The organism is Streptomyces sp. SID12501 (assembly GCF_010550245.1).
Lineage (GTDB): Bacteria > Actinomycetota > Actinomycetes > Streptomycetales > Streptomycetaceae > Streptomyces.
In genome coordinates this window covers 74,390-93,885 of sequence record NZ_JAAGLU010000025.1, presented here as the reverse complement: position 1 = coordinate 93,885, position 19,496 = coordinate 74,390, and the positions used below count along the sequence as shown (strand labels likewise).

General features: G+C 69.8%; 13 protein-coding genes and 1 tRNA gene. 7 read left to right on the top strand and 7 right to left on the bottom strand.

The window, feature by feature from the left end; all coding sequences use genetic code 11:
• Positions 1-333 precede the first annotated feature (333 nt).
• From G3I71_RS28130 to G3I71_RS28120, 3 genes are all read left to right on the top strand, one after another.
• Positions 334-4,248, top strand: a complete 3,915-nt coding sequence (locus tag G3I71_RS28130; protein WP_164318665.1) for a helix-turn-helix domain-containing protein — start codon at positions 334-336, stop codon at positions 4,246-4,248.
• 441 nt (positions 4,249-4,689) lie between these two features.
• Positions 4,690-6,102, top strand: a complete 1,413-nt coding sequence (locus G3I71_RS28125) for an NAD(P)/FAD-dependent oxidoreductase (protein WP_164318663.1) — start codon at positions 4,690-4,692, stop codon at positions 6,100-6,102.
• A 380-nt stretch (positions 6,103-6,482) separates the two neighbouring features.
• A complete protein-coding gene (locus tag G3I71_RS28120; protein WP_164318661.1) occupies positions 6,483-7,781 on the top strand; it encodes a cyclopropane-fatty-acyl-phospholipid synthase family protein in 1,299 nt (432 codons plus the stop codon).
• Positions 7,782-7,870: 89 nt separating this feature from the next.
• On the opposite strand, the gene G3I71_RS28115 is transcribed toward G3I71_RS28120, so the two are convergent.
• Both G3I71_RS28115 and G3I71_RS28110 read right to left on the bottom strand, forming a co-directional pair.
• On the bottom strand, positions 7,871-10,417 hold the full coding sequence (locus tag G3I71_RS28115; protein WP_164318659.1) for an ABC transporter permease: 2,547 nt from the start codon (positions 10,415-10,417) through the stop codon (positions 7,871-7,873).
• 116 nt (positions 10,418-10,533) lie between these two features.
• Positions 10,534-11,310, bottom strand: coding sequence for an ABC transporter ATP-binding protein (locus tag G3I71_RS28110; RefSeq protein ID WP_164318657.1), 777 nt, complete (start codon positions 11,308-11,310; stop codon positions 10,534-10,536).
• Between the two features lie 446 nt (positions 11,311-11,756).
• Between G3I71_RS28110 and G3I71_RS28105 the strand changes: the two genes are divergently transcribed.
• The 3 genes from G3I71_RS28105 to G3I71_RS28095 all read left to right on the top strand — a co-directional run bounded on the left by G3I71_RS28105 (position 11,757) and on the right by G3I71_RS28095 (position 14,372).
• Positions 11,757-11,840 (top strand) — tRNA-Leu (locus G3I71_RS28105).
• Between the two features lie 179 nt (positions 11,841-12,019).
• Positions 12,020-13,222, top strand: a complete 1,203-nt coding sequence (locus G3I71_RS28100) for a 4-hydroxybenzoate 3-monooxygenase (RefSeq protein WP_164318655.1) — start codon at positions 12,020-12,022, stop codon at positions 13,220-13,222.
• A 241-nt stretch (positions 13,223-13,463) separates the two neighbouring features.
• Positions 13,464-14,372 (top strand): Bax inhibitor-1/YccA family protein, encoded by a 909-nt coding sequence (locus tag G3I71_RS28095; RefSeq protein ID WP_164318653.1) that lies wholly within the window; start codon positions 13,464-13,466, stop codon positions 14,370-14,372.
• A 136-nt stretch (positions 14,373-14,508) separates the two neighbouring features.
• Here the strand turns inward: G3I71_RS28095 and G3I71_RS28090 are convergent, their stop codons facing one another.
• On the bottom strand, positions 14,509-14,739 hold the full coding sequence (locus G3I71_RS28090) for a DUF4287 domain-containing protein (protein WP_164318651.1): 231 nt from the start codon (positions 14,737-14,739) through the stop codon (positions 14,509-14,511).
• Between the two features lie 104 nt (positions 14,740-14,843).
• On the opposite strand from G3I71_RS28090, the gene G3I71_RS28085 reads away from it, so the two are divergent.
• On the top strand, positions 14,844-15,155 hold the full coding sequence (locus tag G3I71_RS28085; RefSeq protein ID WP_164318649.1) for a hypothetical protein: 312 nt from the start codon (positions 14,844-14,846) through the stop codon (positions 15,153-15,155).
• Between the two features lie 73 nt (positions 15,156-15,228).
• On the opposite strand, the gene G3I71_RS28080 is transcribed toward G3I71_RS28085, so the two are convergent.
• The 4 genes from G3I71_RS28080 to G3I71_RS28065 form a co-directional block, all read right to left on the bottom strand.
• Entirely contained in the window at positions 15,229-16,026 is a 798-nt protein-coding gene (locus G3I71_RS28080) for a hypothetical protein (RefSeq protein WP_164318647.1), read from the bottom strand.
• A 319-nt stretch (positions 16,027-16,345) separates the two neighbouring features.
• The gene (locus tag G3I71_RS28075; RefSeq protein ID WP_164318646.1) at positions 16,346-17,566 is read right to left on the bottom strand and encodes an acetyl-CoA C-acetyltransferase; all 1,221 of its coding nucleotides are present in this window, start codon (positions 17,564-17,566) and stop codon (positions 16,346-16,348) included.
• Positions 17,567-17,710: 144 nt separating this feature from the next.
• The gene (locus tag G3I71_RS28070; protein WP_164318644.1) at positions 17,711-18,232 is read right to left on the bottom strand and encodes an ATP-binding protein; all 522 of its coding nucleotides are present in this window, start codon (positions 18,230-18,232) and stop codon (positions 17,711-17,713) included.
• A 129-nt stretch (positions 18,233-18,361) separates the two neighbouring features.
• On the bottom strand, positions 18,362-19,405 hold the full coding sequence (locus tag G3I71_RS28065) for an SGNH/GDSL hydrolase family protein (RefSeq protein WP_164318642.1): 1,044 nt from the start codon (positions 19,403-19,405) through the stop codon (positions 18,362-18,364).
• Positions 19,406-19,496: the final 91 nt, after the last annotated feature.

Here is a 19,496-nt window from a genome sequence, read left to right as displayed (position 1 = left end):
TCCAGATCCAGATCCAGCCGTAGCCGTAGTTCTTGATGTATCCGGTGGAGCCGGTCTGGTAGGCGTCCGTGCACACCGCGGCGACTGATGCCGGCGCGACCGGGTGGGACGCGGAGCCGTCGTTCGTGAAGTCCGCGATTGATTGGTGGGCCGGGAACGGGCTGCCAATCAACATCCTGACCAGTGGACTTGAGGAGCACCGGGGGCGGTGTCCCACGTTCCGCACAGGGGAGGGAACGTGGGACACCCGGGCGGGATGCCTCCAGTGGATCGGGCCGCTCGACGAGTTCGGCGGCGTCGTCTTCGTAGGGTTGGTAGGGGAGGGGAAGCCGAATGGGGCGCCCTGAAAGTCCGTTGGATCCGGAGGCCGGGCCGGTCGAACGGTTTGCCTTCGAGTTGCGTGAGTTGCGGCGCCAGTCCGGTGGGGTGACCTACCGGGCCATGGCGGAGAGTGCCGGCTATACGGCGGCGACGCTGTCGGAGGCGGCGGCCGGGGAGCGGCTTCCGTCCCTGCCGGTGGCTCTGGCGTATGTGCGGGCCTGCGGCGGGGATGCCGACGACTGGGAGCGGCGCTGGCAGCAGGCCGCCGAGGACGAGGCCGGACAGCCGCCCGAGGCCGACGGGAGCGCGTCGCCGTACCGGGGGCTCGCGCGGTTCGAGCCGGGGGACAGCGGCTTCTTCTTCGGCCGGGAACAGTTGGTGGCCGACCTGGCGGAGCTGGTGCTGGACAGCCGGTTCGTGGCCGTTGTGGGCACGTCCGGCAGCGGGAAGTCGTCGCTGCTGCGGGCCGGTCTGATCCCACTGCTGCGTGGCGAGGACCGGCCGGGCGAGCGTCCGGCGGCCATCCGGATCCTCACCCCGGGCGTGCGGCCGGCCCACACGCACGCCCGCGCGCTGGCCCCCGTGGACGGCGCCGGGGACACCTGGGTCGTGGTGGACCAGTTCGAGGAGGTCTTCACCCTCTGCCGGGACCCCGCCGAGCGTGGCCGCTTCATCGAGCTGCTGCTCGCCGCCGTACGGCCGGACAGCCGGCTGCGTGTGGTGATCGCCGTACGTGCGGACTTCTACGGCCGCTGCGGCGAACACCGTGACCTCGCCGCCGCCCTGCGCGGCGCCGGTCTGCTCGTCGGCCCGATGAGCGCGGACGAACTGCGCGAGGCCATCGTCAAGCCCGCCGCGGCCGAGGGGCTGGTCGTCGAGCGGGCCCTGACCGCGCGGATCATCGCGGACGTCGCCGACCAGCCCGGCGGGCTGCCGCTGATGTCCCACGCGTTGATGGAGACCTGGCGGCGGCGCCGAGGCGGGGCGCTGACCGTCAAGGGCTATCAGGCCGTCGGCGGTGTACACGGCGCGATCGCCCGCACCGCGGAGGAGTGCTACAACCAACTGTCCGCGCACGAGTCGACGTTGGCCCGCCAGGTGATGCTGCGGCTGATCGCCCCGGGGGAGGGGACGGACGACACCAGCCGTCCCGCCCGCCGCGCCGAACTCGCCGCCGGCTCGGCCGACACCGACACCGACGCCGTGCTCGACCTGCTGGCCGGCGCCCGTCTGATCACCCTCGACGACGACACCGTCGACCTCGCTCACGAGGCACTGATAACCGCCTGGCCCCGGCTGCGTGACTGGATCGAACGTGACCGCGACCTGCTGCGCAGGCACCGGCTCCTCACCGAGGCCGCCACCGCCTGGAACCAGTTCGACCGCGACGCCGGCGTTCTGTACCGGGGAGCCCGGTTGACCGCGGCCACCGAGGCCTTCCTCCCGCTCGCCGGTCCCGACCCGCTGACGCCGTTGGAGCGGTCCTTCCTCACCGCGAGCCTCGACGCCCGCCACCACGAACAGCGCCAGGCCACGCGTAACAGCCGTCGGCTGCGCGTCCTGACCACGGCGCTGACGATCCTCGTCGCCCTCGCGACCGTGGTGGGCCTGACCGCCTGGAACCAGAACACGACCGGTACCCGGCAGCATCTGCAGGCCGAGGCCCGCCGTATCGCCGCGATGGCCGACAGCATCCGCTCCTCCGACCCGAGGACGGCCATGCGGCTCAGCGCGGCGGCCTACGGGCTCGCCGACCTGCCCGACAGTCGCTCGGCCCTCCTCGACTCGCTCGCCCAGACCGAGCAGGACCGGTTCGATCCCGGGCAGGACCGGTTCGATCCCGGGCAGGGTCCGGCTTCGACCGGCGACAGCGACAGCGACAGCGCGGAGCGCCGGTTCCTGAGCCGCGACGGTCGCCTCCTGACCAAGGTCACGGAGGGCCGTGTGGAGCGCTGGAACACCTCCACAGAGTGGCGCATCGGCTCGTTCCCCGGCCCGGGAGGCCTGGAGTTCCCCGGCGTCGAGGGCATCAGTCCCGACGGAAACACGCTCATGAACTGGACGGAGGGCGGGCTGAGGCTGTGGGACATCGAGGCCGGCCGGCAGGTCGGCGCGCGCATCGGATCGGCCGACGACTCCTCCGCCGGTACGACCGGTTCGTTCGTCACCGATACGCGGATACTCCTCTCCAGCCGCTACCCCGGAGGGTCCGGCGTCCGCTTCCTTATATGGGACACCGTGCTCGGCCGCTCGGTCTTCGAACAGGACCTCAGGGAGGAGCCGACCGCCGACAGCGTCGCCAGCCCGGACGGACGACTGCTGGCGATCTGCCCGCGCGGCGGACCGGTGCAGGTGTGGGACACAGCGGAACGGCGGAAACTGCCGACTCCGTGGGCGACCGCGAACCGGGATCTCTGCCCGACCCATCAGTCCCGGTTCGGTTCGGCGGTAGGCGGTCCGTATGAGGGCCGGCTGCTGTTCACCCCGGACAGCCGCGCCCTCGCCGTCGTGGGTGACTTCCCGGACGGCTCCGGGGTGCGCGCCTGGGACCTGGCGTCGGGAAAGCGGCGGATGAAGATCGAGTACTCCTTGCCGGAAGGCGCCGGTACCCGCATGACGTTCAGCGCGGACGGCGGTTTCGTCGCGGTGGAAAGCGATGACGAGATCCTGCTGTGGCGCACCGCCGACCCGGACGTGGCCGTGTTCCGGCATCCGCTGAGCTCCACGGGCTCCTACGATCTGGACGAGACCTCGGCACTCAGGCTGGACCTGGCCCAGCGCAGGATCCGGTACCTGGAGGTGCGCGGCTGGGAGAGCAGTACCTCGGTGGCGTCGCTGGCCCTCGACGAGGCACTGGACTCCGCCTACCCGGTCGGCCCGGTCCGGGCGGCCACCTACAGTCCGGACGGCCGGACCCTCGCCGCCGTACGGCGTCTCGACGGCGCGACCCGCTTCCAGCTCCTGGACGCGGCCACCGCCGAGGTCCTGGCCGATCTGCCCAACCCGCAGATGTTCTGCCTGCCGGATCCCGGCTGCGAGAACCACACCGCGTTCAGCGCCGACGGAGGGACTTTCGCCTACGGCGCCGAGCCGCCGGCCGGCCGCTATCCCAGGATCACCCTCTACGTCTGGGACACCCGCACCCGCCGCCAGATCACCTCGCTGTCCTTTCCGGCGGACGTCGAGGGCATCGGGCTCAGCCCGGACGGGAAGACCTTGCTGGTTTCCAGGATCAAGGGAAGCGGAGCGATCGAACTCTGGGACGTCCACAGCCGGACCAGGACCAGGGTGCTCCACGGCGTGCGGAACAACCCGGTCGTCAGGCCCGACGGACGCCTGCTGGCCACCTCGGGCGGCGACTACGTCGAACTGCTCGCCGACAGCAGGGCCTACCGCATGACCCACCGCAACACCTCGGACCCGCAGTCGTCCGTGGTCTTCAGCCCCGACGGCCGCTATCTCGCGGTGGGCGGCAGGGGCGGGGTCACGATCTGGGACGGCAGTGCCCGACGACGCCTGGCGAACCTGCCCGCGACTCCCGACGGTTCGGCACCGCCGGCCGGCGGCAACGGTGTCACGCTCGACGACAAGCAGCTCGACAACCAGTTCGTCACGACGTTGGCCTTCTCGCCGGACGCCCGGTATCTCGCCGTGGGCACCGCAGGCGGAACGCTGCAGATCTGGCAGACAGAGGCGCCCCACCTCCAGGCCGCGGTGTTCCCCTCCCTGGGCGGGCGCGTGCAGTCCGTGGCCTTCAGCCCCGACGGGGGAACCCTGTACGCCGCGAGCACGCACCGCCGCTCACGTTCCTACGACCTCGACCCCGAGCACGTCGCCGCCACGGTGTGCGAACGGGCGGGCGGCGGACTGTCGCGTGCCGACTGGAAGAGCTATCTCCCCGACGTGCCCTACCGCGACGTGTGCTGAGCCCTGGGACCCCATCCGGGACCCCGGGATCAGCCTCCCCTGAGCAGGTCGGACAACGTATGAGCGCACCTGGGGGGCTGTTTGCGGCCCCCCGGGGACACCCCCTCGGGAAACTTCGTGAAGTTCTTCACAAGGAATTCGGTCCTGTTGGGCGAGGAACATGGTCCAGAGGGCCCTATCGGGGGCTCACCTGGGGTGGGAGCGTGCTCGGGGGAGCGTTTCGGCGGTGTTTCCAGGGGGTGTTGCCGGAGGCTGGTCCAGTCGCTCCGGCGGCCCGGAAGGGCAGTTCACGCGGCATTGACATCGGGGCGTACCGCCCGCTGGTACCTCTCGCGTGGCAGGGTCTCGGTCAAGCGGGGCGCGCAGTGTAGCAGAGGGTCCGCATAAGCTTGTGAAGGGGCGCACGAGCGACCCCCCCTGAGCGGGTGGATACTCGATGGCATGAGCACCACGGAGCGTCCCAGGATCCTCGTAGTAGGCGGTGGGTACGTAGGCCTGTACGCAGCTCGGCGCATCCTCAAGAAGATGCGCTACGGCGAGGCGACCGTCACGGTCGTCGACCCCCGGTCGTACATGACCTACCAGCCCTTCCTCCCCGAAACCGCCGCCGGCAGCATTTCGCCGCGCCACGTCGTCGTACCGCTGCGACGTGTGCTGCCCAAGGCGGAAGTTCTCACCGGTCGGGTCACCACCATCGACCAGGACCGCAAGGTCGCCACGATCGCCCCCCTCGTGGGTGAGGCGTACGAGCTGCCTTTCGACTACCTCGTCATCGCCATGGGCGCGGTCTCCCGCACCTTCCCGATCCCCGGCCTCGCCGAACAGGGCATCGGCATGAAGGGCATCGAGGAGGCCATCGGCCTGCGGAACCACGTCCTCGAGCAGCTGGACAAGGCCGACTCCACGACCGACGAGGAGATCCGCCGCAAGGCGCTCACCTTCGTCTTCGTCGGCGGTGGCTTCGCGGGTGCGGAGACCATCGGTGAGGTCGAGGACATGGCGCGCGACGCGGCGAAGTACTACACCAGCGTGTCCCGCGAGGACATGCGGTTCATTCTCGTCGACGCCGCCGACAAGATCCTTCCCGAGGTGGGCCCGAAGCTGGGCCAGTACGGCAAGGAGCACCTGGAGAGCCGCGGGGTCGAGATCTACCTCTCGACGTCGATGGACTCCTGCGTCGACGGTCACGTGGTGCTGAAGAACGGCCTCGAGGTCGACTCCAACACCATCGTGTGGACCGCGGGCGTCAAGCCCAACCCGGTCCTGTCGAGGTTCGGCCTTCCGCTGGGTCCGCGCGGTCACGTGGACGCGCAGCCGACGCTCCAGGTCACGGGTACGGACTACATCTGGGCCGCGGGCGACAACGCCCAGGTGCCGGACGTGGCCGCCCGCAAGGCCGGCGTGGAGAACGCCTGGTGCCCGCCGAACGCGCAGCACGCGCTGCGGCAGTCGAAGGTGCTCGGCGACAACGTGATCTCCGGTATGCGGGGCTTCCCGCAGAAGGAGTACGCGCACTCCAACAAGGGCGCCGTCGCGGGTCTCGGCCTGCACAAGGGCGTCGCGATGATCGTCATCGGCAAGCTCAAGATCACGCTCAAGGGCCGGCTGGCGTGGTACATGCACCGCGGCTACCACGGTCTGGCGATGCCGACGTGGAACCGGAAGATCCGGGTGTTCGCGGACTGGACGCTGGCGATGTTCCTGAAGCGTGAGGTTGTGGCGCTGGGGGCGCTGGAGACTCCTCGTGAGGAGTTCTACGAGGCTGCGAAGCCGGCGCCTGTCGCTGCGGCGAAGAAGGCCGAGGAGAAGGTCGAGGAGAAGGTCGAGGAGAAGACAGAGGCCAAGGCCTCCTGATCTCCCCCCTCTGACCTCCTCCCTCTGACCTCCGGTCACTGAAACACCCCTGAAGGGGCCGCTCGCCATCCGTGGTGCGAGGGGCCCCTTCAGGCGTTTCCTTGCCTCCGCCGCCCTTACCCGTCCCGTCCTGTCTCCGGGGGCTGCGCACCCAGACCCCCGCTGTCGGCCCTGAAGGGGCCTCGTCCTCAAACGCCGGACGGGCTGGGTGGGGGCGGCAAACGAGTGGGTGGGTACTCACCGTCTTGGCTGCAAAAGCTTCGCCGCTCATCTCACCCTTTTGCCCAGTTGTGATCAGCCCTGGGGACTGCGAGCCCGACCCGTTGGTGTTTTCGTGAGTGTTGGACATTCCCGGTGATGTCGTCACGGAGGTGTGCGTCATGCCCGAAGCCGCGCCGCGGCTCCAGAGCTTCGCCGAACAGTTGCTGGGGGCCCCGCTCCCGATGCGTATCCGCGCCTGGGACGGTTCGCAGGCCGGTCCGCCCGGCGCCCCCGCACTGGTCGTCCGTAACCGCCGCGCCCTGCGCCGGCTGCTGTGGAAACCCGGCGAACTGGGGCTCGCCCGGGCCTGGGTCGCCGGCGACCTGGACATCGAGGGCGATTTCTACGCCGCCCTCGATCACCTGTCCGGGTTGCTCTGGGAGCGCGGGGAGGACACCCGGAGTCTCGCCGAGGCACTGCGCGAACCCGGGGTGCGGGCCGCGGTGCGCGGGCTCGTGAAGATGGCCGGGCTCCCCGTCCCTCCCGCCCCGCCCCGTGAAGAGGTTCCGCGGCGCCGCCGACGCCTCCACACCAAGCGCACCGACAAACGCGCCGTCAGTCACCACTACGACGTCGGCAACGACTTCTACGAGGTCGTCCTCGGCCCGTCCATGGTGTACTCCTGCGCCTACTGGGACGCCCCCGGCGGAGCTACCGGCCTTGAGGACGCCCAGCGCGACAAGCTCGAACTCATCTGCCGCAAGCTCGCCCTGGCGCCGGGCCTGCGGCTCCTCGACGTCGGCTGCGGCTGGGGCTCCCTCGCCGTGCATGCCGCCCGCGAGCATGGCGTTCGGGTCGTCGGCGTCACCCTCTCGCAGGAACAGGCCGCGTACGCCCGTAAGCGCGTCGCGGAAGAGGGGCTCGCGGACCGGGTCGAGATCCGGGTGCAGGACTACCGGGATGTCACCGACGGGCCCTTCGACGCCGTCTCCTCCGTGGGGATGGCCGAACATGTCGGGAGCGAGCGGTATCTGACGTACGCGCGCGATCTGTACGCCCTGCTCAAGCCGGGCGGCCGGCTGCTCAACCACCAGATCGCCCGTCGGCCGCAGACGGACGAGGGCGCGTACAGCCTCGACGGGTTCATCGACGCGTACGTCTTCCCGGACGGCGAACTCGCGCCCCTCGGCACCACCGTCACCCAGCTCGAACGGGCCGGGTTCGAGGTGCGTGACGTCGAGTCGATCCGGGAGCACTACGCGCTGACCCTGCGTCGCTGGGTCGCCAACCTGGAGGCCGACTGGCCGCTGGCGCTGCGGCTCACCAGCCCGGGGCGGGCCCGCGTCTGGCGCCTGTACATGGCCGCCTGTGCCCTCGCCTTCGAACACAACCGGCTCGGCGTCAACCAGGTCCTCGCCGTGCGGACCTCCGGATCCGGTGCCTCCGGGATGCCCCTGCGGGCCCGTACCTGGAACTGACCTACCTGGAAGGGACGGCAACGAGAAGGGAGTTGGGTTCCGTCGTTGTGACGGCGGAACCCAACTCCCTTACGGATACTGCTGAACCCCTACTCCGACTTGATCGCCGCCAGCATGTTCATGCGGGCCGCGCGACGGGCCGGCCACAGGGCCGCCAGGATGCCCACCGTGGCCGCGAGGAGCAGGAAGAGCGCCATCCTGGCCCAGGGCAGGACGAGTTCGTACGTCGGCATGCTCGTGCCGAGCAGTTCGCCGGCCGCCCAGCCGAAGAACACGCCCAGGCCGATGCCCAGGACGCCGCCGAAGAGGGAGATGACCAGGGACTCCAGACGGACCATCCGCTTGATGCCCTTGCGGTCGAGGCCGATCGCGCGGAGCATGCCGATCTCCTGGGAGCGTTCGAAGACCGACATGGCCAGGGTGTTGATGACCCCGAGGACCGCGACCAGGACCGCCATGGCCAGCAGGCCGTAGAGCATGTTCAGCATCAGCGTGAACATCTGCGCGATCTCGTTGGAGATGTCCTTCTTGTCCTGGATCTTGATGGCAGGGTTGGCGCCCAGGGCCTTCTCCAGCTTGTCCTTCGTCGCGCTCGTCGCGCCGTCCGACGTTTTGACCATGACCTGCATGTCGGCGGGGTCGGCCGCGTCCGTCCGGTGCGGGGCCAGCAGGGCGTTGTCGACCATGATGCCGCTCACCACCTCGTTGCCCTCGTACACGCCCGCCACGGTCAGCAGCTGCTTCTGCCCGTCCTCGTAGCCGACCGTGAAGGTCGAACCCGCCTTCCAGTCGAGGGACTTGGCCGTGCGCTCGTCCACGACGACCTGGGTGCCGCCGACCTTGAACGTGCCGTCGTCGACCGTCAGCTTCGTCAGCTTGCCGATCGTGGCGCCGGTGACGCCGGTCATGTACTCGGTCGTGCCGTCGATGAGGACGGGGGCGTCGCTCAGGGGGCTGACGGCGGTCACTCCGGGCGTCTTCGACAGCTTCTCGGCGACGTCTGAGGAGAGGCGCTGGCCGTTGGCCATCGAGACGATGTAGTCCGCGCTGATCGAGGCCGACGCCATCTTGTCGATCGCCTGCTGGAGGCTGCCCGCCATCACCGTCATACCGGTGATGAGGGTGAGCCCGATCATCAGCGCGGAGGCCGTGGCGGCCGTACGGCGGGGGTTGCGGACCGAGTTCTGGCGGGCCAGCTTCCCGGAGACGCCGAACACGCGCATGAACGGGCCGGCGGCGGCGATCAGCGGGCGCGAGAGGAGGGGGGTGAGGATGAAGACGCCGATGATGAGCAGTACCGCGCCGATACCCATGGGGGCCTGGCCGTCCGAGCCGCTCATCGACGTCGCGGCCAGGACCACGGCGATGCCCACGCCCGAGAAGAGCGCGCCCAGCGTGTTGCGCAGCACCAGCGACTTGGTGGTCGCGGTGGCGTGGACGCTGCTCATGGCGGCCACCGGGGGGATCTTCGCGGCGCGGCGGCCGGGCAGCCAGGCCGCCAGCATGGTGATGAGGATGCCGACCGCGAGGGCCGCGCCGACCGTGCCGGGCGTGACGACCAGCGGCCCGTCGGGCACGGTCGCGCCGAGCATGCCCAGCAGTGCCTTCAGCCCGGCTCCGATGCCGATGCCCGCGACCAGCCCGGTCACCGCCGCCACAGCGCCGACCACGAACGCCTCGACCAGCACGGACCGCGTGACCTGCCGGCGCGAGGCGCCGACGGCCCGCATCAGCGCCAGTTCCTTGGTGCGCTGGGCGACCAGCATGGTGAAGGTGTTGGCGATGATGAACGTACCGACGAAGAGCGCGATGCCCGCGAAGACCAGCAGGCCCTGCTTCAGGCCGCTCATCCCGGCGGCGATCGTCTTCGCCTGGTCGTCGGCGAGTTGGGTGGCCGTCGTCGTCTCGACGGCGTTCCGCGGCAGCGCCTTGTCGAGCGCCGCCTTGAGTGCGGCCTGGCTCGTCCCGGCCGCCGCCTTGACGTCGATCTCGTCGTACGCGCCCACCTTGCCGAACAGCCGCTGCGCGGTCGCCGTGTCGAAGAGGGCGAGGCTGCCGCCGGCCGTCACGTTGCCGTCGTCCGTGGTGAAGATGCCGGAGACGGTGGGGGAGAGCACCGGCCCGTCCACCGACAGGCGCACGGTGTCCCCGACCTTGTACCCGGCCCGTTCGGCGGTCTTCGCGTCGAGGGCGACCTGGCCGGCGTTCTTGGGCGCGGTGCCGTCCGTCAGCGGGTACCGGGCGTCCTTGTCGCCCCAGTAGTTCGCGCCCTGCGACTGGAAACCGCCGCCGATGAGCTTGCCGTCCTTGTCGGCGATGGCCGTGAAGCCGTTCACGACCCCGATGACGGACGCGGCGCCCGGAACCTTCGCGCTCTCGTCGAGCAGGGCCTGCGTCAGCTCCGGAGGCCTGGCGATCGTGTCGCCCCCGTCGTTCCCAACGTCCCCGACGCCCGGCCGCACGGCGACGTCGACCTGGTCGAAGCCCTTGGCGGAGCTGTTCTGGAGGGCGTTCGAGAGGGTGTTGGTGAAGACCAGGGTCCCGGACACGAAGGCGACGCCGAGCATCACGGCGAGCACGGTCATCAGGAGTCTGGCCTTGTGCGCGAGTACGTTGCGCAGGGCGGTACGGAACATGGGTGTCGTCTCAGTCCGTCGAGGTCGAGATCGAAGTCGTGCTGAAGTCAGGGCAGGCGTACGGGAATTGATGGAGCGTCAACTCTCGGCTCGTGCGGTGGCGGTGCGTCGGTGCGTCAGCTGGTGCGGATCGCCCCGGTGTCGAGCCGCTTCATGCGGTCCAGGACGCTGTCCGCCGTCGGGCCGTACAGCTCGTCCACGATCCTGCCGTCCGCGAGGAAGACCACCCGGTCCGCGTACGCCGCGGCCACCGGGTCGTGGGTGACCATCACGACCGTCTGCCCCAACTCCCGTACGGAGTTGCGCAGGAAGCCCAGTACCTCGGCGCCCGCGCGGGAGTCGAGGTTCCCGGTCGGCTCGTCGCCGAAGATGATGTCGGGGCGGGAGGCCAGGGCCCGGGCCACGGCGACACGCTGCTGCTGGCCGCCGGAGAGCTGGGACGGGCGGTGACGGAGCCGGTCGGCGAGGCCGATCATCGTGATGACCGAATCCAGCCACTCCTTGTCAGGCTTCCGGCCCGCGATGTCCATCGGGAGGGTGATGTTCTCCAGGGCGGTCAGCGTCGGCAGCAGGTTGAACGCCTGGAAGATGAAGCCGATCTTGTCCCGGCGGAGCTTGGTGAGCTGCTTGTCCTTGAGCGAGCCCAGCTCGGTGTCGCCGATGCGCACGGAGCCGGACGAGAAGGAGTCCAGCCCCGCCACGCAGTGCATCAGCGTGGACTTGCCGGAGCCGGACGGGCCCATGATCGCGGTGAACTCGGCCTGCTTGAAGTCGACGGAGACCCGGTCGAGGGCGACGACCTGCGTCTCTCCCTGCCCGTAGACCTTGGACAGTTCCGTGGCGCGGGCGGCCACCGAGGTGGTGGTCCGGTCGGCGAGGGGAGTGGTGGTCACGGATGGGGCTCCTGTCGGACAGCGGTGCGCGGCGATGGGCCAGAGGTGTGACGAGTTCGGGTTCGGCTGCGAGGTCCGAAGCTCGTGTACCCATCGTCATGGCCCGGGGCCGCCGTGTAGTCAGCCGTTGTTCCGGTTCCGAAGGCAGACCCGGGACGGACCCGGGGCGCCCGTCTCATACCTGGGGATGACGGTCGTCCCCTAGGCCCTTCGGGCGGGGAGATGTCAAGAACAGGTGGAGCCCCCTTGTTCGAACGGTGAAATTCCGTCATTCCGCATGTGCGCCGAACCGCCTCGCGAAAGGCTGTTGGCAAGTGCGGATGGCTCGTTCCAGGTGCTGATGCACCCTCAGAAGTCAATAAAATAAGACAACATCGGGGCCCTCACCCGCAGTTCGGGTGGGGCGTCCCGATAGGCTCGGAATCTCGATGCGGAGCCCAGGGCCTGCCCGGATGGTGGAATGCAGACACGGCGAGCTTAAACCTCGCTGCCCCTTCGCGGGCGTGCCGGTTCAAGTCCGGCTCCGGGCACTTCCGACTGTTGTACGCCGGATTTGTCGGTGCTGTGTTCATTGAGGACTTCATCGCGGAACCGTTGACAGCGGACGTTTGCGGACAGAGACTCATCACCGAGAGTTCGTGAAGAAAGTTTCACCAAGCGAACGCACATGCGCTGGATGACCGTACCGCCCGTATGAAGGGAACGACCGATGCGTACCACCGTCGGCATCATCGGAGCCGGCCCCGCCGGGCTCCTGCTCGCCCGGCTGCTCCACAACGCCGGTATCGACTCGGTCGTCCTGGAGAGCCGCGACCGGGAGTACGTGGAGCGGCGGCAGCGGGCCGGGATCCTGGAGCAGGGCACCGTCGACGTACTGCGCGCGGCCGGGGCCGGCGCCCGTATGGACCGCGAGGGCCTGCGCCACGACGGCATCGAGCTGCGCTACGACAGGAAGCGCCACCGCGTCGACTTCCCCGCCCTCACCGGTGGCCGGTCCGTGATGGTGTACGCGCAGACCGAGGTCTGCAAGGACCTCATCGCCCTCCAACTGGCGGAGGGTGGCCCGCTGCTCTTCGAGGCGGAGGCACTCGCCGTGCAAGGAGTGGAGGGAGCGGAGGGAGTCGAAGGCGCCGGGAGTGGTGGCCCCCGGGTGCGGTTCCGGCACGAAGGGCGCGAGGACGTACTGGAGTGCGAGTACGTCGTCGGGTGCGACGGCTTCTGGGGGGTGGCCCGTACGGCGATCCCCGCGGAACTCACCCGCGTCTTCGAACGGTCGTACCCCTTCGGCTGGCTCGGCATCCTCGCCGACGTGGCGCCCTCGCACGACGAGCTGGTCTACGCCCGCCACGACCGCGGCTTCGCCCTCCTGTCCATGCGCTCCCCGTCCGTCTCCCGCCTCTACCTCCAGGTGCCGGACGGCACCGACGCCGAGGAGTGGAGCGACGAGGAGATCTGGGACGAGCTGGAGCGGCGCTTCGAGACCGCCGACGGCTGGAAGCTCGACCGGGGGCCCGTCACCCAGAAGTCCGTGACACCGATGCGGAGCTACGTCCACGAGCCGATGCGGTACGGACGGCTGTTCCTGGCCGGGGACGCCGCGCACATCGTGCCGCCCACCGGCGCCAAGGGGCTCAACCTCGCCGTCGGGGACGTCGTGACCTTCGCCCGCGCACTGACGTACGAGAAGGAGACGGGGTCGGCGGAGCTGCTGGACGCCTACTCCGAGACCTGTCTGCGCCGCGTCTGGCAGGCCGAGCGGTTCTCGTACGACATGACGACCCTCCTGCACCGGACCCCGGACGCCACTCCCTTCGAGGACCGGCTCCAGCTGGCCCGGCTGGAGCGGATCGCGGGCGCCCGTTCGGCGGAGACCGATCTCGCCGAGGGTTACACGGGTTTCCCCCTGGAGTGACGGTGGGTGACAGCGGACGACGGTGGGGTGAAGGGCCCGCCGACCGGCCTGATCAGGGGGCGGTCTCGGGTCTGTACCGGGTTGGTCATGGTCCTGGGGCTCCGTAGCCGGGAATCAGGGCGGCGCGTAGCGTGTTCGCGACAGGACAAGGGAAAGATCCTCCCCAAGCACTAGGGTCAATCCTTTGCCCACCTATTACCCTTGAGCCCAAGGCCACGCACTGTGGCCATGGAGGAGTGAAATGAGGAGCAGCAACCCGGTCTTCTCGCGACGGGGGTTCAGCCGCGACAACGGCTACGCGGGCTTCAACACCGCGCCGCAGGCCGGGGGAGCCGGTGTCGGTACGCAGTCGGGCAACCCCTATGCGGACCAGCAGGCCCAGCAGGGCGGCAACCCGTACGCGACCAACCCCTACGCCCAGCAGGACCTTCAGCACGGCGCACCGCCGCAGGCCCCGGTCTCCACCGGCCGGATGACGATGGACGACGTCGTCATGCGGACAGCCACCACACTCGGTGTGCTGGTCGTCACGGCGGCGCTCGCCTGGGCGCTGCTGCCGGTCGACGACGCGAACATCAGCCGGTCCTACGGCATCGCCATCGGCGCCGGTCTGGTCGCGATGGTCCTGGGCCTCGTCCAGTCCTTCAAGCGCAAGGCCTCGCCCGCGCTGATCGTGACGTACGCGGCGCTCGAGGGTGTCTTCCTCGGCGTCGTCTCCAGCGTCGTCGACAACCGCATCGCCAGCGGTGCGGCCATGCAGGCCGTGATCGGCACGCTGGCGGTCTTCACCGCCGTACTCGTGGCGTACAAGGCGGGCTGGATCCGCGTCAACCGCCGCTTCTACGGTTTCGTGATGGCGGCGGCGCTCGGCTTCGTGCTGCTGATGGCCGTGAACCTGCTGTTCGCGGTGTTCGGCGGCGGTGACGGCCTCGGCTTCCGCAGCGGCGGCCTCGGCATCATGTTCGGCATCATCGGCATCCTGCTCGGTGCGTGCTTCCTCGCCCTCGACTTCAAGCAGGTCGAGGACGGCATCGCCTACGGCGCGCCGCGCGAGGAGGCCTGGCTCGCCGCCTTCGGCCTCACGATGACGCTGGTCTGGATCTACCTGGAGTTCCTGCGGCTGATCGCCATCCTGCAGGGCAACGACTAGCAGCCGGTACGACGGCGGTCGGCGGTGGGTCGTCGGCGGTCGGTAGTACAGGAGAAGGGCCCCGGGAAGCATTCCCGGGGCCCTTCGTCACGTCGTGGTGTCGGTGCGCGCCTCGGTCTCTCGGAGGGCTGTGCACTCAGAGAAGCTTGCGCGCGGCCCTCCTCAGGTCGTACTCGTGAATGATCGCCTTGGCGTGGCCGTACGCGAGATCGTGTTCGTGCCGGAGCCAGCTGACCTTCTCCTCGAAGCGGAAGAGGGAGGGGCCTTCGTCGACGGTGCGCAACCAGTCGGCGACTTCACGACCGGTGCATTGAGGGATGCGGGCGAGCATGTTGCGGTGGGTCTCCTCGGAGAGGACGTGGGACATCGGCGCCTCCGGACGCAAAGGGGATGTAAGCCGGTCCTTCACGCCACGGTGCCTGAGGGTTGGGTCGTTGGCAACAGTCCGGTTGCGACGGTTAGTCTCACGGCGTGCTGGATACCGAGCCTTTGACGCTTGCAGTGGATCACTTTGCCGACCGGTTGCGGGCGGCGCCGCAGAGTCGGTTGCAAAGGGGGGCCGCGGCGGAGGCGTTGGGGTTGGCCAGGGAGTTGGCACGGCGTGCCCAGCTTCTGGAGTCGCCCGGGGTCGAGCCTCGGGTCATGCCCGATGTCGGTATGTTCGCTGCCGCGGATCAGGTGACTGTTGCCGCGCATGATCTGGCGCTCGTTCTGAAAAGCGAAGGGGAACTGGCCGCGGCGCTGACTCTGGTGGCGGAGGCTCAGCAGCGGGCGGGGGTCTAGCGGCGGGCGGGAGTCCAGAGGCGGTTCAGAAGGGTTCGGGGGGTGACCGCGAACCCGCCGCCGCGTCCCACGACTACAGGGACGCTATGACCCTGTCCGCCAGTACGTACACCGTTTCCTCGCCGCATTCGAAGGTCAGGGCGTAGGCGCCCGAGATGCCCGAGCCGCCGAGGAGGACGGGGGCCTCGCCCGTGCGCAGAGCCGCGGAGAGACGTTCGGCCGTCTCGCGGTGGCCCGGGGTCATACAGAGGGTCGTGCCGTCGGTGAAGACGTAGACGTCGAGGGTTCCCAGCGGACCGGGGCGGACGTCGGCCAGGGCGGTACGGGACTCGGCGAGGTCCTCCAGGCAGGCGACCGTGCGTTCGTGGTCGTTCACGATGGGCGACTGGGCCGGTACGAAGTCGGGGTGCGAGGGGTGCCGGCGACGGGCGGCGGCCAGTTCGGCGGACTCTCCCGCGAACTCGTCGGTGTCCGTGCTGGACTCGGTCACCGGCTCCAGGGACTCCAGGCCCGCGAAGTCCGCCGCACGCGGCAGGAACAGCTCGCTGTCGGGGAGGCCGAGCAGGGAGGGCGCGTCGGAGGCGTCACGGGCCTCCTGGGCGGCCCAGAAGGCACGCGCCTCGGCGAGCTCCCGCTCCCGCTCCTCGGCGAGCGCCTCGGCCACGGCGGCGCGTATCCGGTCGGTGTCACCGGCTGTGCGGGCCTGCGGCACGAGACCGTGCGCGCCGACGGCGAGACTCTGGGCGGCGAGCTCCGCGTGCAACGCCGCGATCTGTCGACGCAGCCCCAACAGGGTGCGCAGAACGGCGACGCCCACAGCCGTGGTGACGGTGGCTGTGGCGAGCAGCAGAGCAAGAGGCGTAGCGCTCACTGACGTACTCCCGGTTCAAAGTCGACCCCCGACTTCCTACATCAGCTTGAAGGGTGGACTAACCACCTGTCAGTGCGTAACGTCACGAATCGGACAGGACTTTGGGCCCGGGGTTCGGTAGTGAACCACTCCTGACCTGCGTAAATACCTCACCAAAGCGAGATAGGTCACATCCTGAGGGAGATTGGATCACAAAACGGCCCAGAACCCCGGTGGTTACTGGGTTCCGGGCCGCTTTCTCACGCAGCGCATCCGCTCGACTACCGAAACGATTCCGCCAGTTGGGGATCGCGGCGGTTTCGCCTCGGGCGCTCGGGGCTCAGCTCAGGCGCTCGATGACCATCGCCATGCCCTGGCCGCCGCCGACGCACATCGTCTCCAGGCCGAACTGCTTGTCGTGGAACTGGAGGGAGTTGATGAGCGTGCCGGTGATCCGGGCGCCCGTCATGCCGAAGGGGTGGCCGACGGCGATGGCGCCGCCGTTGACGTTCACCTTCTCCAGGGGGATGCCGAGGTCGCGGTAGGAGGGGATCACCTGGGCGGCGAACGCCTCGTTGATCTCGGCCAGGTCGATGTCGTCGGCGGTGAGACCGGCGCGGCGCAGCGCCTGGCGGCTCGCCTCGACCGGGCCGAGGCCCATGATCTCGGGGGAGAGGCCGGAGACGCCGGTCGACACGATCCGGGCCAGCGGGGTCAGCCCCAGCTCGGCGGCCTTCGCGTCGCTCATGATCACGACGGCCGCGGCGCCGTCGTTCAGCGGGCAGCAGTTGCCGGCGGTGACGAGTCCGTCCGGACGGAACACCGGCTTGAGCCCCTGGGTGCCCTCCAGCGTCACGCCCGCACGCGGACCGTCGTCCTTGCTGACGACCGTGCCGTCGGGCAGCGTCACCGGGGTGATCTCGCGCTCCCAGAAGCCGTTCTTGATGGCTTCCTCGGCGAGGTTCTGCGAACGGACGCCGAACTCGTCCATGTCCTGACGGGTCACGCCCTTCACCCGGGCGAGGTTCTCGGCGGTCTGGCCCATCGAGATGTAGGCGTCCGGTACGAGGCCGTCCTCGCGGGGGTCGTGCCAGGAGGTGCCCTCCTGCTGGGCGACGGCGGCGGTACGGGCCTCGGCCTCGGCGAAGAGCGGGTTGCGCGTGTCGGGCAGCGAGTCCGAGTTGCCCTTCGTGAACCGGGAGACCATCTCGACACCGGCCGAGATGAAGACGTCGCCCTCGCCCGCCTTGATGGCGTGCAGTGCCATCCGGGACGTCTGGAGGGACGAGGAACAGTAGCGGGTGATCGTGCAGCCCGGCAGGTAGTCCATGCCCATCTGTACGGCGACGATCCGCCCGAGGTTGTTGCCCTGCTCGCCACCGGGCAGACCGCAGCCGAGCATCAGGTCGTCGATGTCCCGCGGATCCAGCTCGGGGACCTTGGCCAGCGCGGCCTGGATGATCGTGGCGGTGAGATCGTCGGCGCGCAGCTCCTTGAGGGAGCCCTTGAAGGCGCGTCCGATGGGGGAGCGGGCGGTCGAGACGATGACGGCTTCCGGCATGACGGCTCCATTGGCGTACGAGGGTAAGCGGACCTGCTTGCGAAGTTACCCGTACGTATGGCCTCGGTCACGGGTGTGGCGGTGTGACTCGGGCCGCACTTTTCTAAGCGCTTGCTCAGGAGGTCGGGATCATGCGGGCGGACCTCACCTGCTGACGGCCTCCGCGATCCGCAGGGCGGCCTCGGCGGGCGTGAGGTGCGTGGTGTCGACGACCTCGGCCTCGGCGTGCAGCCAGGTGCGGGCCGCCTCGGCGTAGGGCTCCAGGTATTCGAGGCGGAACGGGGAGGGGCCCATGACGGCGTCCCCCTCGATGCGTCCGCGGAGGGTGTCCTGGTCGGCGTGGAGGACGAAGTGCCGTACCGGGATGGCGTGGTGGGCGAGGCCCGCGCTGATCTCGCGCCAGTACTGCTCGACCAGGACGGTCATGGGCATCACCAGAGTGCCGCCGGTGTAGTCGAGCACGCGGCGGGCGGTCTCGACGACGAGAGGCCGCCACGGCGGCCAGTGCTGGAAGTTGTCGGTATCGGGCAGCCCCGGCTTGATGTCCATGAGCGTCTCGCCGACCTTCTCGGCGTCGAACACCCTTGAATCGGGGATCAGTTGCTGCACGAGCGCACTGGTCGTCGTCTTGCCCGCGCCGTGGGTGCCGTTGAGCCATACGATCATGGGACCCGACGCTATCCGCTCCGCGGGGAGCGCGGTGATGCACCTGCGGGCCGGTGAGGGCTGGTCGCGCAGTTCCCCGCGCCCCTTTCGGGGCTTCGGGGCTTCGGTGCTTCCACGCCCTCGCCGGCCTCAGCCGCTCGACACTCCCCTCGGTGTGGTCGGGGTGGGGGACGGGTCCGTTGCCGGTACCCGGCGCCTGCGCCTGCGCTTCATCAGGGCCCAGGGGCCTCTGGGGCCCGTGGGCATCGCCGCCGTGACCTCCGTGCCCGGCTCCGATGCCGCCTCCGCCGCCGCCCGTGCCACCGGCAGGAAGCCCTCGCGGCGGGACACGTCCGGGCGATCCTCGTCCGCAGGCCACAGGCCCAGCGCCGCGCACACCGTCGGGAGGACCGCCATCGCCGCCGTCGCGTAGCCCTCCGCCGAGGGGTGGTAGTTGTCCGGGCCGAACAGTTCGCGCGGGTTGGCCTCGAACTCGGGGCCGAGCAGGTCGCCCAGCGACACCGTGCGGCCCCCCTGTTCCACGACCCCGATCGTCTGTGCCGCCGCCAGCTGGCGGGACGCCCGCCGGGCCAGCCAGCGCAGCGGCTGCTGGACGTGCTCGACGGTGCCCAGGTCGGGACAGGTGCCCACGACCACCTCCGCACCCGCCGTACGGAGGCGTCGTACCGCCGAGGAAAGGTGGCGGACCGAGCGGGTCGGGGGCATGCGGTGCGTGACGTCGTTCGCGCCGACCATGATCACGCAGATGTCCGGGATCCAGTCGGACGCCGAGACGGTCAGCCCCACCTGGCGGTCCAGATCGTCCGACTGGGCGCCGACCAGCGCCACGTTGCGCATTTCCACCGGACGTTCCGCGAACGCCGACAGGCCGGACGCGAGCAGCGCGCCCGGGGTCTGGCGGGCCCGGTGGACGCCCTGGCCGGCCGCCGTGGAGTCGCCCAGCAGGACGAGTCTGAGCGGGGGCTCACCGGGGGTGGCGTACCCGCGTCCGTACAGGCCGTCCGCGCTCGGCGCGTGTGGACCGCGGCCGTTTCCCACCTGGCGTCTCGCCATCCGGACCTCGGCCAGCACCACTCCCATGGCCGCCGCGCTCATCAGGCCGACCCCGCCACCGCCGTACGCGGCACCGGCCGCGATCCGCCGGGCCACCCTTGCCCTTGACATGCTCGTCATGCGTCGCCGCCACCTCCTCGTAGCCGTACACCCACTCCTTGCCCCGAACCGGCGGTCCGCCAATCGTGACGTGAGGTGAATGCCGAGGCGG